The sequence below is a fragment of the Saccharopolyspora tripterygii genome (assembly GCF_054778355.1).
This window is the reverse complement of sequence record NZ_BAAGZP010000008.1, coordinates 742,378-756,813: the sequence shown is the minus strand read 5'-3', so window position 1 is coordinate 756,813 and position 14,436 is coordinate 742,378. Positions and strand designations below refer to the sequence as shown.

Here is a 14,436-nt window from a genome sequence, read left to right as displayed (position 1 = left end):
ACGGATCACCTCTTCGGGCTCCAGGTCAGCTCGCTGTGTTGCCAGGGCGGCATCGGCGCTGGGGGACTCAAGCGCGGAACGGGGCTGGGGTCAGTGCCGCTGGTGTCCATGGAGCTGGTCGTTGCTTCCAAGTGAGGCCAGGCCGAGAGAAGGTTGATCAGCCGATGGCGGCCGGCGTCGGTGTGATTCAGGGGAAGCCACATCTCGTGACCCGGGCTGCCGGCTGCGCGAAGGTGTTCGGCGGTGGTGGTGGCTATCGGTAGCTCGTCCCGCCGTGGATCAGTGCGCAGGTGCTCGGCGACATGTCGTCGCGCATGCGCCTCCCGGGCTTCGGTAGCGAAGACCGCGAGCAACGGGGTGACGATGTGGGTCGCGGTGGCGAGACTGATGTAACCGGGCAGTTTTGCGACGAACCGGCTGAGTTGATAGCTACCCGTGTCCCATTCAAGAAACCATTCGATCTCCCGGCCGGCCTCGTGCCAGCGGCCGTAGCCGTCGGGGCGCACGTGGTCGCCGAAGTGCCGGCCACAGCGGGCTTCGGACCACCACTCGGTCACGGCCTGGTCCTGGGTGGTGTCAGCGAGCGCGTCGGATAGCAGGGCGGTGAAGAAGCTGTTGACGCCCATGAGGTGGGCCAGCCGCAAGCTGTAGGCGATGCCAACTGAGCGTTCGGGGCGGAACTTCAGGTCCTTGGGGTCGATGCCATCTTCGTGGGCCAGTAGGTGGGCGCCGGTGGTGTCGAGGACGTAGTGCATGGGGGCTCGGCCGCGGCCGATGTAGGGCTGGAAGCGGTCCAGCACCCGCCAGGTGTAGAGCTTCTGCAACCGGTGATTGGCCGCACGGCGAGATCTGCCGAAGGCGATGGCCGCGATTTGTGGGGAGGTCAGCACCCGGTGCTCGGCCAGGACCCGAGCCAGCCACCGGTCGCGGGTGGTGAGGTGGGCGGCGACTTGGGCTTGATGCTCGGCAGAGGCCGCGAAGCGCAGGCTCGGCCGTTGTGGGATCGGGGCGCGCAGGTCGCGTTGCTGGTGATGTGTGAACACGATCGTTCCTCCTCTGGGATGCCCCGGGCATAAGGAAGGGCGGTCCTCCGAGATGCGAGGACCGCCCTAGGGCCTTGTGAGGTCAGGCCGCTCGGCGTGCGCGGCGCGGGTCTGTGCCGGTGGTTCTTGCCTGCTCGCGGGTATCTTCGACTCTGGATGCCAATGGGCGGGCGTGGGCCGCCGCGGCTTTGCGGACGGCTTTGGACCGCCCAGGAATGGCCGGCGGCAGTGGTTGGGTCGTCACTGTGAAGGGCTGGGTCTCCTCGCCGCCCACGACCAGCCGCGCGGTGGCGTGGTAGACGCCGAGGTGTGCGAGGTCGTGTTCTGAGACTCGCGGCGCGGTGTGGCGGGCGAGTTCACGAGCGTCCTGGGGGGATGCGGTGAAGAACACCTTGCTGCGGGCGTTGGTGGAGATGCCTTCCTTGAGGTCCTTGGGAAGCTGGCCTAGGTGCTGGTGGGCCAACGTCATGCTCAGTCGGTAGCCGCGGGCTTCGGCGAGCATGTCTTCCATCGCATAAGGCAGGTTCAGGAAGTTGTGCGCTTCGTCGACATAGAGTCCGGCGTCGCGGCGTTCGCGCTGGGGCATTGCGGCGCGGGCGGTGGTGGCCTGCCAGACCCGCGCCACGATCAGCGATCCGAGCAGCCGCGTGGTGTCTTCCCCGAGGCTTCCTTTGGGAATGCGCACCAGGCACAGACCACCATCCAAGATCGCATCCAAACCCACTGTGGATGGACCTGCGGCGACTGCCTTGACCACGAACGGCCGCAACAAGAAGGCGCGGAGTTTGTTCAGCAGCGGTGCGGTCGCCTGGGCGCGAGCCGCATCGGAGAGCTGGTCATACCAGTCCCAGAACCCTCGCAGTGTCGGGTCGTCGGACACGCGATCGCGGTGCCGAGCCCGCGTGGCTGGGTCGGTGAGCAGTTGCGGCAGGGTCGCGAGCGTGGGCGTGTCCGTGGCAGCCCGCAGGGTCAGGCATGCTGCGCGGAGGATGTCCTCGGTGCGCGGCCCCCAGGCCGAGGCGAACACCCGGGAGAAAACCGACACCAGGTTGTCGACTGCGGATTCCTTCGGCCCCTCTAGGGGGTTCAGGCACGGGTTCGGCCCGCGGGAGTCGGCGTCGAAGAGCACCACCTTGTCGGCGGCGTGTTCGGGAAGCCGCTGCAGGACGTCGGTGATCAGATCACCCTTGGGGTCGATGACCACTGCCCCGCGCCCGTATTCGGCGTCGGCGAGGATCATCCTCGCCAGGATCGTCGACTTTCCTGACCCGGTGGCGCCGAGGACGTGCAAGTGGTGTCGGGCGTCGGAGACCCGCAGGCCCACAGGGCGCGCGTAGCCGGTATCGGAGATTCCGACTGGGCGGATCAGCTCTCCTTCCGTGGGCGTGTTCGGCGGGGGTGGCACCGCCCGCGCTCCGGCGCGGGCCAAGCCCGGTAGTGCCTCGTCGGTGGGCAGGTGGGACACGGCCGCCAGTTCCGGCACCGACAGCAGGTCACCCCGGCGCAGGCGGCGAAATGCCAAGGTGCGCACGGGGTTGCGCAACCGTCGACGGCGGTAGTGGTTGTGCTCGGTGAACCCCGAGAAAGCGGACGCGATGGCGTGGGCGCGGCCCCGCACCTGCTCCCGCACCCGTGCGACCTGCTCGCCCGGAGTCTCGATCGGCACCGTCGTGGCCACCACGTACCGGATGAGCGTTTCCCACTGCGCCCCGCGCTGTTTACCGACGATGGCGCGGTTCTGTGCTTGGAACTCCAGGGATGTCTGCGGGTCCAGCTTCGGCTGGCTGCCCGACGGTTTCGCACCCGAGGGGCCTGGCGTGAGCAAGTCGAGCAGCCGGCCTGCCAGGTGGGTGGAGCGTCCGGCGTTGAGGTGACGGGCGGCTCGCCGCGCCTGCTTGACCCGACGACCGGTGACCGGACGAGTCACGACCTGCACACACGCGGTGTCGTGCACACCGAGTCCCACCGGAGCGCCCAGTAAGGCACGGATGGGGTCGGCGTCGAAGTCGGTTCGGATGGGCAATGCTTCCGACCGGGCCAGGCGCAGCGTGCCGGCAGTGACCAATTGCCTGCGACCCTCGGCCGGGGCCGCGGGCACCGGCGGGTCGGCTTCGTCGGTGGAGGTGTGCGCGCCCGGCCAGGCGGCTTCGACCGCCCGTTCCACCATGCCCGGGGGCACCGCGCCCGGCACCCACAGCCGGATCTGCACCCCGTCATGGCCGAATACATACTCCCAGGTCAGATGCGGTTGTCCGGTCGTCAGGCGATGCACCATCGGACGGACGAGCCCGACCAGGTTCGACCACACCGCTTCGGCACCCTCCGGGTCGACGGTAGGAGGCGCCAGAATGGTGATTACCCGGGACCGTTCGTGCAGCGCGTCCTGGCAGCGGAGGAACCACCACCCCCGCAGCAGCCCCAGCCCGGTTGCCACGAGCACGATCGCAGGGGCCGCGATCAACCCCCCGGTCTGCAGCCACGACCCCACCTGGTCCAGCACAGTCTGAATCGCGCCCCACGGATCGGTCACCAACCTCCCGAGTGGACTGTCTATGACGGACGGACTTGCGACATCCATGCGAAAAAATCTCCTTACTGTCAGGAGAGGTCATTGGACTCGTTACGCTCACGCGGCGTGCTCTTCAGACTCCGGATAAACGCGACGGCGAGCGGACGGGGCGCTGGTGATCGGACGAACTGCCGCGTCTCCGCGAGTGCGGCGGTATGCATCGACTTCGGTCTGCCACTCCGAAAACCGACGTCCGGCAAGCTTCTTCAGGAACCGTGGGATGTTGTTCGCGGGAACGCCGACCAGGTGCGGCCCGAGCACCGCGAGCAGGTCCGAGGCGTCCTGGGACGACCAGCCCGATTCGGCGATGGCTTCGGCGTTCGGGAAGACATCGGCCACGCGATCCACCTCGGGGTCCAGCAGCGCGTCCTGCGTCCCGCCATAGGAGTAGACCCACAGGAAGTTCTCAGGCGGGTCGGGCTCCACAATCGTCTTGAACCGCCGAACTTCCTTGGTGTAAGCGTAGAAATTGGTCTCCGGACATGCCCGCATGATGCGCAGCCAGGACTCCAGGTACGGGGTGCTGAAGAAGTCACCGGAGTCGTGGATTCTGATCCAGCTACAGCGAAATTTCGGTGCAGCCAGCTCGGCGAGCATGACCTGTTCCCATCCGGCCAGGTCGTCGAGCACGAACCGCAGATTCGACTCGTGCTTAGCCCGCACCGCAGGCCAGGTGTACGTGCCGTGGCGGGCGTAACAGACCTGTCGGCAAATCCCCGCGCTGGGGCAGGTGTTGTAGGTGCGACCATCGGCCAGGCGTCCGGCCCAGGCGGGCAAGGACCAGTTGTGCACACCGATGGCCCGCATTTCCCGATTCTGAGTCAGCAACCGTCGCGGGCGACCGACAGAAGACGTTTCTGACGGGACGTGGGCAGATGAAGACATACGCGTCCTCCATGGAAATAGGGACAATTCACGAAACGCGATGACATTCCATAGTGGATCGACAGATAAGGAAGGGTCTCGCGTTTACGCCGGATCGTCGTCCCAGTGAGGCTGGGGCGTGCCGTCGGACTGGAGTCGGCCGGAACGTCGGTGCCAGCGGCGCCTGCGGTAGCAGTCGAGGTTGACAACCTTGGTGTGGGCGCCGTCGGCGTCGACAGTGACGAGCTGGGCGTGCTCGACGTCCCGTTGGCGACGGACGTAGCGCACGCACGCGTGGATCAGTGCACGTATACCGAAGGCGACCACGCCACCGACGAGGTACCCAGCGATCACAATCACCACACAGGTACCCAGCTCACGGCCACCAATCCGGCCGCCAGCGCGAAGACAGGGAGTAAGTCGCGGACGAGGCTGCCCACGAACGAGCAGAAGGTGCCCCTGGTCGACTACCGCGGTGGCAAGCTGTGAAGACACGAAAGATTCCTCCAAGAGTCAGTCAAGAAGAAGGTCTTGCGAGCTCCCGATATCGCCCAATTCGCCTGCCTTGTTGGAGGATTCAGACAGCGAGGCCAGTTCGGCAGGGTCGGTTGTGATCAAGTTGTGCTCGCCGTCGGAGGCGATGGCCTGCATGGCGACCCGCTGAGTCCCCGTCGACAAAAGGCCCTGCCCGGTGCCAGCCGACAGCAGGAACTGCCGTTCGCCTTCCGACAGCGCGAAGGTACGGACGATGTCGTCGATGGCTTGCGGCGCCTGGTGCAGCAGGATCTGGGTGGCGGCGTTGGCAATGACAGCCTTGCCGAGATCCGTACCGAGGACATCGCCGACGTCCTGGGTTGCCACGGTGAGCCCGGCCCAGTGTTTGCGGGCGGATTTGGCCATGCGCCAGAGGAATTCGGCTCCGGCCTGTTGCTGCATGAGCAGCCAGGCTTCGTCGACCACGCACAGCCTTGGCCGACGGGTGGCGGGGCTGGACACCCGTCGCCACACCGCGTCCAGGGTGAGCAGGGTGCCGGCGGGTTTGAGTTCGTCGGGCAGGTTCCGCAGCGAGAACACCAGCAAGTGGCCCTCCGGCGGTGCGGTAGTGGGCCCGTCGAACAGCCCGCGGAAGGCGCCGTCGGTGAACGGGTGCAACCGGGCGGCTAGTTCGCCTGCGGTGTCACCGCCGAGGTGGGCAAGGGAGGCGCGCAGGTCGGACAGCAGCGGTGCGGGCCGGGTCCAGGTACGGGCGTCGTCGGCGACGATGCCGGCCTGCTGGTAAGTGGCGGTGACCGCCTGGTCCAGCACCGCCCGTTCGTCCGCGGACAACGGCTGACCGAACAGGACGGACAACAATGTGTGGACGAACAGACTGCGGCGGGTGACCGCATCGGCGGGTGCGGAGCGGCGCCCATCCGGACGGACATGGATCGGCAGATCCAGCGGATTGAGGTGAATGCCCTCGGCACCCAGTGGGAAATAGGTCCCGCCGACCGCGCCGGCCAGGCGCGCGTACTCGTCCTCGGGATCGATGATGGCGATCTCGACCTCCCGGTACAGGCTGCGGAGCGCTTCAAGCTTGACCAGGTAGCTCTTGCCTGCTCCGGAGCGGCCGAGGATGACCGAGTTGTAGTTCTCGCAGGCGAACCGGTCCCAGTGCACCAGCCCCTGGGAGCCGAGGTTCCAGCCGTAGAGCACCCCGGCTGCGGTCGACGCGGAGGTGACATCCGGCGGCGGAAGATCCGGGCTGGTGAACGGAAACGCCGCGCTCAACGCCGCGGTATCGAAGGTGCGGGTCATGCCGATCCGGTCCAGCCCCATCGGCAATGCCGTGATCCATCCCTGCAGGCTGCGGTAGGTGGTGGGCTTGGCGTCCATGAGCAGCGACGCGGTCAACGCGCGCAATGCGCCGATCTCCTCGACCAACTCGTCCTCGGAGGCAGCGTGCACCGTGAGGTACAACCCGAGGCGGAACAGACGGCCTTCGCCGCGGGCAAGCCGGTCGGAGAGGTCGTAGGCGTCCTCGGTCGCCGCCTCCACCTCCGGGTCCTGCAACCGGCCGTGGGCCGCAGAGTGCCGACGGCCGGATTCGAGCTTGCCGAGCTGCTTGCGCAACCGATCGGCCGCGATGCGCGGGTCAATCGGATCGATGTGCAACGACACGTCCAACCGGCCCGGATAGGTCAGCAACGGCTGCAACCAGCCCGGGTGCACTTCGCGCGGGTAACCGGTGACCGCGAACGAAGCGACCCAGTCCTGACCGATCTGCAGGTGCCGCGGGTGCACCTCGATCGCGTCCGGCGCGAAGGCACTCGCCGCCCCGGGTTGCTCGCAACGCTCCTTGGCAGTGATCACGAGAAATCCTCCTCGGTATCGAGGCCCCAGTCCGAGCCGATGGGCGTGGTGATGACCTCGCCGGCGCCCGCCATCTCCGCCGACGGCGGGAGCAGGCTGTCCGGGTTGGTGGCCGACGAGAGCACTGCCGTGGCCTGGGCGGCGTCCAGCGGGGTCACGCTGATGCCCGCGGGCGAGAGCAGTTCGGTGGCCTCGCTCATCCGCCGCAGCAGCCGGGATGCCGCCGCCTTGCGCGCTCCGTCCGACGGCTGATCACTGCCGCTACGCGGACGACCAAAGCGGCGGCGCCGGGCCAACGAGTCCTGGCCGGTGGTGCGCAGCGGTTCGCGGACGACCAACAGGATCTGACGGCGCAGCAGGTCTGCTTGTGCTCCGAGCTGGGCCAGGTAGTCGGCGTGATCCAGCGCCGCGGACTCCAGCGCCTGGTGCGGCAACCCCGCCGCACGCTCGCGCAGCTCCGCGATCTGGCCGGACAGGTCCAGCCGCTGGGCGCGGACGAGGATCTGCACGCTCGCGCCGAGGCTGTGCAAGTACCGGCCGAACGCCGCGGTCAACGCTTCCTGCTCGGCCGGGGTCCGCAACGAAAAGTTCACCGTCGAACACGCGGCCACCAGGCCCACGCCGTCGTCGCCGAGATCGACGATGCCGGCTTCGGCGATCCCTTGGGCGGGCAGGTCGAGCCCGCCCGCGGCGACGGCTTCGTGGCCGTGGGCCACCCCGGACAGCCACTCCGGCACCTCGGCGGGGGCCTGCCCTGCCGCGACCCGTCGACGCGGTTGGAGGCGCTGCCGCAACGCGGCCAGCAGCAGGCGATCCAGTGTCACACCGTCGCGGCGCACCACGGCCAGCGCGGTCACCGCGACCCCGATCGGGACCGCGACGGCGACGTAGGCGATCACCGGGATCACGGCGCGGGTGGCTTGCCAGCCGCCGTAGAGCACCAGGCCCGTCAGTGCCATTACCGCCACCTGCCGGGCGGTGAAGCCGGCCATAATCCGGTCCTCGCGGTCGACGTCGGCGGGAATCCGCGCGCTCACGTCCGGTCACCTCCTTTCCTTCCAGTGCTGGGCCGGGGCGGGTGGAGCTTCGGCAGGTTCAGCGGCAACTCCTGCTGACGCGGCCCCGGCCGCTGCGGCGGAGGCGGCGGTGCCTGGGGCTGACTGCGGGGTGGCTTCCGCGTGCGCTGCGCGTTCAGCGGAAGCTGGTACTGCCCGTCCCGCCCCGCCCGGGGCTTGTTCTCCGGCCACTCGCCATCAGCGGGCAGCTTCGTCTGACGTCCCCGCGTCGCTGGCCGGGTCGGTTTCGGCGGCTCCGGGGGTGGCGCGGGTCGCCGCACGCGCTGCACCTCGATCGGCAGCCGGTATTGCCCATAACGGCCGAGCCGAGGCTTGTTTTCCGGCCATTCCCCGTCGAGCGGGAATGGCATCTGCCGGCCACGCGGTCCCGTCGAGTCCTTCCGCTCTGGGGCAGGCTCCGGAGCCGGTTTCGGCTTGGGTTGCCGCTGCACGTTCAGCGGGAGCTGGTATTGCCCGTCCCGGCCGAGCCGCGGTCTGTTCTCCGGCCACTCGCCGTCCAACGGAAGCTCCAACTGTTTACCCTGCCGGGCTGGGCGCGAACGTGAGGACGATTGCGGCGTCGGTCGCTGCCCGGTCGGTTTCCGCACTCTCTTGACGTTCAGCGGCAACATGTACTGCCCGTTGGCAGTGGCCCGCGTTGTGGCATATGGATCCGGCGACTCGGGCGATTTCTGACCGCCACGGGAACGCGCGCTCTTTCCGCCGCCGCCTCCCCCCATCCCCCTGAGGAGACCGAAGGTCTTGTAAGTGATGAACCCTCGGACGAGACCGCCGACCAAAGAACGGCCTCCGCCGCCGCGCAGAGATCCGAGAATCCAGAATGGGATCTTGATGAGGACGTAGCACAAGGCGAGTGCGACCAGAAACTGAATCACAGCACTTCCCCCCTTGTTGTTAGTTGAACAGCGTGATGCCGCCGGGCCAAAAGAAGAGCTTGAGTGCCGCAACCAAGGCGAGCGATTGACCAACTTGAATGGCCATCACCCCGGCGAATGCTTTCCACCACCAGAACGCGATACCTTCGGTGTACGGAAGCGCGTGACACATGAGCAAGATCGGAGCAGCCGCGAGCAAAATGATGGTCAGCGTGATACGGACGATGTAAGTAAGCAGAACCGCGACAAGCATGACTATGAGAGCGAGCGCGATGAAGATGACGAAAAGCCCGCCCCCGTCGAGATCATGCATCAAGGCGTCGCGCATGGCGCGCCCCGCGGTTTCCGGGCTCACCCCATCACCCAGGATTGATCGTGAAATCACGTTACCGATTTCGATCACCTTGCCGCCGAAAAACAGCGACAGGTTGGACGCGAGAAACCCGACAATCACCCGGGGAAGGATTTCCTTGATGGAATGTCGGGTCTGCAGGGTTTCGTGGGCCATGACGATGATGCCGGCGACCAGGATGAGCGTCGCGTAGACCGCGGTGACGATCTGCTGCGAGTTGCCCCATATCTGTCCCATGACCGGCAGTTGATCCAACTGCGGGGTCACCAGCAGTGACTTCCCGAGCAGGTCCAGCAGGCTGTTCAAACCGGGCGTGACCAGATCACGGAAGAACGACTCGATCGCACCCGACACGCAGGCGGGAATGTCGGTAATCCCGCACGACGACTCCTGGGTCGGAGCTTGATTGGGGTTCGATTGATTTCCGGGCGGCTGGTTCGTCGGAGGCACCGGAACGGGTTGGGGAATGCAGCTTGGTCCCTGGCACGGTGGACGGGGTGCGGGAACGGGTGCGGACGGAGCAGGTGGCGGGGCGGGCTGGGCGCTGGCGGCACCTGTGAAAGCCAGACCCGCCGCCGAGACGAACACGAGCAGGGCGGCCACCGCGGTACACACGCGGCCCAGGCGGCCCGCCCCCGAGGTGGAGTACGCGGTGGCCGACATGGGATCAGGCCCCCACGATTCCGCGCAGGATCTCCACGATCAGCGGAGCCAGCGCCGCCAAGCCGTAGCCGAACCCGGCGGACTTGAAAGACTGCTTGGCCTTCTCAACCTCGCCGGGGTCGCCGTTGGCCAGCACGTAGCGGACGCCGCCGATGGTCAAGAAGACCGTAGCCAGCAGAGCGAGCAGACCCATGATCCAGTTGCGAATATTGTTGAGAACGTCGTCGATCGTGCGGGCCAGCGCGAGAACATGGGAGGTCTCGGCGACCGCGGGTATCGCGATCGCCAGCAGGCCGACGGCGGCCAGCCCGGCGATCATCAGCAGCCGGAGACCACCGCGCCGGGATGGCCATGGGGCAGACAAGAAGCGCATCAGAGAGACCTCCAGAGAGCGCGTGCGAGGCAGCGGGGCGCGAAGCGGGTAGGGCTCACCCGCGTCCCTGAAGTCCGGAATTCGGGGCCTGATCGGTCGCTGGGTCGCCGACTTTTTTCGCTACGCTCTGCGACTGAAATGAGTCCTCGGTCTGCTCCTCGGGGGACAGTCGCGCCGCGGCGGAATCGCCGGTCGGATCACTGTCGCCAGGGCTCGCTTCGGACCCCGCGAGCCAGGCGACGAGTCGGTTCTCGGCCCGGCGGCGGATGCTGCGCTGTCCCTCGTAGGTCAGCCCGGGATGATGCGGCCAGTCGGCCAGCTCGACGCCTTCCAGACGGGTCGCGCCGATCAGCTCAGCCTCGGACCGATTTAGGACCCCGGCCTCGACCGCGCGGGCCAGGACCAGGTCGGGATGGCCGGCTGGGGGTTTGGGTTCGCTGGAGTGGAACCCCGGCGGCTTCGGGGTCGGCCCGTCCATCCCGTCCAGCAGCGCGCGGTGCCCGGCACGGTAGGCGGCCCACCGCAGCCGGATGGCGATCCGCCCCTCGGTGAGATCCACGGTCTGCAGCGCGTCGAGGAACCCGCGCAGGATCTCGGCGTGGATGTCGCTGGGGTCGTCGGCGTAGCGCTCGGTCAGCCGGGCGGCCAGGGAGGTCAGCATCGGCAGCGCCAACCCGATCGCGGTAATCGTCCACGTGCCGCCCTCGACACGGGCGCGGTTGATCACGTGGGTCCAGACCTGGTCCCACACCCGGCGGGGGCAGCCGTGGGCCAGCAGCAGGTCCCGGAGTTCGTTAATCGGGATGATCCGGTCCGGAAGGTGGTCGAACAGGCGGCCGTCCACAGCCACGGGGTAGTCCCCCGCGGTCAGCCACCCGAAGGCTTGACGGGCGGCATCCAGTGGGTTGCCCGGCCACTCTTCGTGCTCGGAGTAAGTGGGGAGAGCCATTGCTCGGCTCCTCTCGAACGGCGGTTGATGACGCCGCCGAGAGGGCCAGGCGAGGAACAGCGCAGCGCACGGTTCCGTACTAAGACGAAACTAAGATGATCTTCTTGTTCCGAAGCAAGGAGATCGTCTTCTGGTCGATTTCAAGATCACGACTTAAACGAACACCAAGCCGGTGGGCTGCGGTGTTAGTCATATGCGGTTCCGCTGCTGACACCTCAAATGGGCGGAGAGACGGAACAAGAAAAAAGATCTTGAGACGTTTCGGGAGCGATCTTGAACAACGGCCGCCACGGGACCGTTGACGCCTGGCAGCCGCCGCGACTGTCGATCTTCATCAGCGCATCACGAGATCAACAAGCGTCTTGGAAGAACCGGAGACACCGGTGACGCTGGGTGTCGGTTCCAGTTGAGAGATGGCGGGAAAAATCTTGGCCCGGCGGTGACCGATCGGAGCCGTTTTCGCGGACTTCAGGGGTGTCCTTGGCAAGACCGACCGATCACCGGAGCACTCGATGCCTGCCCTCCCGCTCCCGGAGGTACCGCCTCCTGACACCCCCGATGACCACAGGCCGAACCTCCGCGTCGGGTCGGCCCGTGAAGAGCCCCGCGAACGCACCAGCTCGCCGGTGTCGGCGACGGTGCGGCTGTGTCTCGTCGACCCCGGCGCGGACGAAGATGCGATCGTCACCACCGCCGTCTCGATGATCACCACGACCTACACCGCGCCCGGCGACCGGATCATGTTCGCCGACGGCGAGCCCCCCGCGACGGGTTCGAGCCCGACGCGTCGGGACCGGCTCGTGGAGTCCGTCCTCCGACTTGGCCGCGGCGCGACCGCCACACCGGACCACCTCACTCGCGGCGATCATGGGTCCGACACGGCGGCTGGGTGTCTGCCCGGCGCCCGGGAGTCCGGGTCCGGACTCGGGAGCCGGTCGGGCGACCTAGCCGAGCCGGTCGTGAACCCGACCGATCAGCAACCGCTCGACCAGTCCTCCGGTCCGGGTTCCGACGGCTTCGGGTTGATCATCGCGGGCTGGTCCGACGACCCCGCGGACCCATTCGCGATGGCCGACTGGACACCGCTGCTCGCCCCCGGCGGCACCGCCGTCGTACTCACGCACGGTAGCGATCAGCACCAAGCGCGAGTCGGCCATTCAGGGCAGCTGTCGAGGGCCGCGGCATTGGCCGGTTTGATCTTGACCGACCGGCTGATCCTGGCCCACCGACCCCCGTCGCGCACTGGACTGGCAAGCCGGCGCAGCTTCCCGGCGATCGCCCTCGGCGGCCACCGCCGCATCCACACCATCGCCAGCGTCTTCCGCCGCTCGACCCAGTCCACGGAGGACCACCATGTCTAAGGCTCTCCTGCGTCCCGCCAGCGTTTGGGACACCGGCCACACCACCCCCGCTCGGCAGATCGCGGATCGGCACGTCGGGGCCACCCGCGCCGACACCGCCCTGACCCCGGACGTCGCGCGGCAGATCATCACCACCTACACCGCCCCCGGCGACGCCGTCTGCGACCCGAACCCAGGACCGGGACTGGTCCTGGCCGAAGCCCTCCGGTCAGGCAGGGACGCGATCGGCCTGCCCACAGAGCCCCGGTGGGAATCCGCCCTGGAGGCCAACCTCGATCTTGCCCGCCTCGCTGGCCCGGTCGGCACCGCGACCCTGCTGGATAGCGTTGACGACCCCCGCGCCGCCGAATTGCCGGGCGCCGTCGACCTCGTGCTCACCGGCCTGCGGCACACCCCGGCCAGCGACCCCAGCCGGGTGCTCGTCGGGTTGTATGAGGACCTAGATGCCGCCGCTGACTGGGTCTGGCCTGGCGGGCACATCGTGATCACCTGCCGCCCCTGGCGGCGCCACGGAAGGCTGCTCGATCTGCCCGGCAAAGTCGGCGACGCCGCCGACGCGATCGGCCTCGTCCCTGCCGACCACTGCATCGCTCTGACCGCACCTATTCGAGGAGATCGGGTACGCCCGAGAATCGTCAGCCGCGCGGGGCACCTCCCGGAGAATACCGATATTCACGGCCGTACCACAGCCATCTCGGTCCATCTTGACGTGCTGATTTTCCGACTTCCCAACACCGCACGTCGTGAAGAAACTCCGCAGCGAGGTGTCGTGTGAACAGTCTCTACTATCGTGCCGAGACCATCGCATTGCATCTTGGTGACGCGCTTCAGGTCATGGCATCACTTCCCAGCTCTTCGGTGGATTGTGTCGTCACCTCGCCACCCCATTGGGGATTGCGCGATTACGGGACCGCGGTTTGGATGGGCGGAAACCCGGATTGCCGACACACCTTGGGGACCACGCCCCATCAACGCCGGACCACCAAGAAACGGGCACCGTCGTGGCTTCATTCGAGCGTGAACAAGAACTGCAGGAAGTGCGGTGCTCTTGCGCACGATCGACAATATGGTCTGGAACCAACCATCGATGACTACATTGATCGACTGCGAGAGGTGAGCGCGGAGACCTGGCGTCTTCTCACACCACGGGGAACCTACTGGCTCAATGTCCGGGACAGTTTCAGCTACCACAACAGCGGCACAGGAAACACGCGCAGGACCACGGCCGATACGGGATCCGCGGTGGTGCGCCACAAGAGCCTGATGGGTATTCCGTGGCGGATTGCTCTGGCTTTGCAACAAGATGGGTGGATCATTCGCAACGCGATGGTCTGGCACAAGCCCAACGCCATACCGGACCCGGCATCAGATCGCTTCTCCTCACGCTACGAGATGGTTTTCCTCTTGGTCAAGCAGCCGGACTACTACTTCAACGCGGCCCACGCGCTCGAACCGTTGTCACCGAACCGTCCAGAGCATCGGAAGAACCATCGCGGAGGCAAGAAGCCGCACACAATCCGATCGCCCTGGAAACCACGAGGGGCCGGGAAGAACGTCGGAGACATCTGGTCGATATCTACGCGACCACTACCGGAGGCGCATTGCGCCCCGTTTCCGGTCGACCTTCCACAGCGTTGTATTGCGGTCGGTTGCCCTGACGATGGCGGTGTCCTGGACCCCTTCTCGGGAGCAGGAACTACCGGCCTCGCCGCCCGACGACTGGGCCGGTCCTTCCAGGGAATCGATCTGCGGGCCGATTACCACGACATCTTCCTGCGACGACTCCAGCAACAGAACGGGCGCACCGAGCTCAACGACGAAACGAATCCGGGAGCCAGCGTTGCTTGAAAGCAAGGTGTGCGACACCAGCACCACGGGTTTTCCCCAAGCACAACGGCGTAACCGGAAGGCTGTGCAGAGGTGTGTGACGCGGCAGTCGCGACTCAATCCAGTCCGCCG

12 protein-coding genes are annotated in these 14,436 nt (G+C 67.0%); 4 read left to right on the top strand and 8 right to left on the bottom strand.

Annotation, left to right across the window (positions count from 1 at the left end; all coding sequences use genetic code 11):
- Nucleotides 1–5: 5 nt before the first annotated feature.
- The 3 genes from ACYVF3_RS09130 to ACYVF3_RS09120 all read right to left on the bottom strand — a co-directional run bounded on the left by ACYVF3_RS09130 (nucleotide 6) and on the right by ACYVF3_RS09120 (nucleotide 4,497).
- Nucleotides 6–1,043 carry a replication-relaxation family protein gene (locus tag ACYVF3_RS09130; protein WP_461153725.1) on the bottom strand — a complete coding sequence of 346 codons (1,038 nt, stop codon included), beginning with the start codon at nucleotides 1,041–1,043 and terminating at the stop codon, nucleotides 6–8.
- Between the two features lie 82 nt (nucleotides 1,044–1,125).
- Nucleotides 1,126–3,621 carry a type IV secretion system DNA-binding domain-containing protein gene (locus ACYVF3_RS09125; RefSeq protein ID WP_461153724.1) on the bottom strand — a complete coding sequence of 832 codons (2,496 nt, stop codon included), beginning with the start codon at nucleotides 3,619–3,621 and terminating at the stop codon, nucleotides 1,126–1,128.
- Between the two features lie 48 nt (nucleotides 3,622–3,669).
- Nucleotides 3,670–4,497: a GP88 family protein gene (locus tag ACYVF3_RS09120; RefSeq protein WP_461153723.1), complete on the bottom strand. Its 828-nt coding sequence runs from the start codon at nucleotides 4,495–4,497 to the stop codon at nucleotides 3,670–3,672.
- 195 nt (nucleotides 4,498–4,692) lie between these two features.
- Between ACYVF3_RS09120 and ACYVF3_RS09115 the strand changes: the two genes are divergently transcribed.
- Entirely contained in the window at nucleotides 4,693–4,965 is a 273-nt protein-coding gene (locus ACYVF3_RS09115; protein WP_461153722.1) for a hypothetical protein, read from the top strand.
- Between the two features lie 24 nt (nucleotides 4,966–4,989).
- Here ACYVF3_RS09115 and ACYVF3_RS09110 read toward each other — a convergent pair whose 3' ends face one another.
- The 5 genes from ACYVF3_RS09110 to ACYVF3_RS09090 form a co-directional block, all read right to left on the bottom strand.
- Nucleotides 4,990–6,828, bottom strand: a complete 1,839-nt coding sequence (locus ACYVF3_RS09110; RefSeq protein WP_461153721.1) for a VirB4 family type IV secretion system protein — start codon at nucleotides 6,826–6,828, stop codon at nucleotides 4,990–4,992.
- Nucleotides 6,825–7,865, bottom strand: a complete 1,041-nt coding sequence (locus ACYVF3_RS09105; RefSeq protein ID WP_461153720.1) for a PrgI family protein — start codon at nucleotides 7,863–7,865, stop codon at nucleotides 6,825–6,827. The genes ACYVF3_RS09110 and ACYVF3_RS09105 overlap by 4 nt, the downstream gene beginning before the upstream one ends.
- 933 nt (nucleotides 7,866–8,798) lie before the next feature.
- Nucleotides 8,799–9,794, bottom strand: coding sequence for a hypothetical protein (locus ACYVF3_RS09100; protein ID WP_461153719.1), 996 nt, complete (start codon nucleotides 9,792–9,794; stop codon nucleotides 8,799–8,801).
- 4 nt (nucleotides 9,795–9,798) lie between these two features.
- On the bottom strand, nucleotides 9,799–10,167 hold the full coding sequence (locus ACYVF3_RS09095; protein WP_461153718.1) for a pilin: 369 nt from the start codon (nucleotides 10,165–10,167) through the stop codon (nucleotides 9,799–9,801).
- A gap of 55 nt (nucleotides 10,168–10,222) precedes the next feature.
- Complete coding sequence (locus tag ACYVF3_RS09090; protein ID WP_461153717.1) at nucleotides 10,223–11,116, bottom strand: hypothetical protein; 894 nt, start codon at nucleotides 11,114–11,116, stop codon at nucleotides 10,223–10,225.
- Between the two features lie 512 nt (nucleotides 11,117–11,628).
- Between ACYVF3_RS09090 and ACYVF3_RS09085 the strand changes: the two genes are divergently transcribed.
- The 3 genes from ACYVF3_RS09085 to ACYVF3_RS09075 are packed head-to-tail and all read left to right on the top strand — an operon-like array spanning nucleotide 11,629 to nucleotide 14,325.
- On the top strand, nucleotides 11,629–12,477 hold the full coding sequence (locus ACYVF3_RS09085; protein ID WP_461153716.1) for a hypothetical protein: 849 nt from the start codon (nucleotides 11,629–11,631) through the stop codon (nucleotides 12,475–12,477).
- Nucleotides 12,470–13,252 (top strand): TRM11 family methyltransferase, encoded by a 783-nt coding sequence (locus ACYVF3_RS09080; RefSeq protein WP_461153715.1) that lies wholly within the window; start codon nucleotides 12,470–12,472, stop codon nucleotides 13,250–13,252. Before ACYVF3_RS09085 ends, ACYVF3_RS09080 begins: the two co-directional genes overlap by 8 nt.
- Entirely contained in the window at nucleotides 13,249–14,325 is a 1,077-nt protein-coding gene (locus ACYVF3_RS09075; RefSeq protein ID WP_461153714.1) for a DNA-methyltransferase, read from the top strand. Before ACYVF3_RS09080 ends, ACYVF3_RS09075 begins: the two co-directional genes overlap by 4 nt.
- The last annotated feature ends 111 nt before the right edge of the window (nucleotides 14,326–14,436 follow it).

Coding starts and splice junctions, on each gene's coding strand:
- ACYVF3_RS09080 (WP_461153715.1), top strand. CDS start 12,470: ATGTCTAAGGCTCTCCTGCGTCCCGCCAGCGTTTGGGACACCGGCCAC.
- ACYVF3_RS09085 (WP_461153716.1), top strand. CDS start 11,629: ATGCCTGCCCTCCCGCTCCCGGAGGTACCGCCTCCTGACACCCCCGAT.
- ACYVF3_RS09125 (WP_461153724.1), bottom strand. CDS start 3,621: ATGGATGTCGCAAGTCCGTCCGTCATAGACAGTCCACTCGGGAGGTTG.
- ACYVF3_RS09120 (WP_461153723.1), bottom strand. CDS start 4,497: ATGTCTTCATCTGCCCACGTCCCGTCAGAAACGTCTTCTGTCGGTCGC.
- ACYVF3_RS09100 (WP_461153719.1), bottom strand. CDS start 9,794: ATGTCGGCCACCGCGTACTCCACCTCGGGGGCGGGCCGCCTGGGCCGC.
- ACYVF3_RS09095 (WP_461153718.1), bottom strand. CDS start 10,167: ATGCGCTTCTTGTCTGCCCCATGGCCATCCCGGCGCGGTGGTCTCCGG.
- ACYVF3_RS09090 (WP_461153717.1), bottom strand. CDS start 11,116: ATGGCTCTCCCCACTTACTCCGAGCACGAAGAGTGGCCGGGCAACCCA.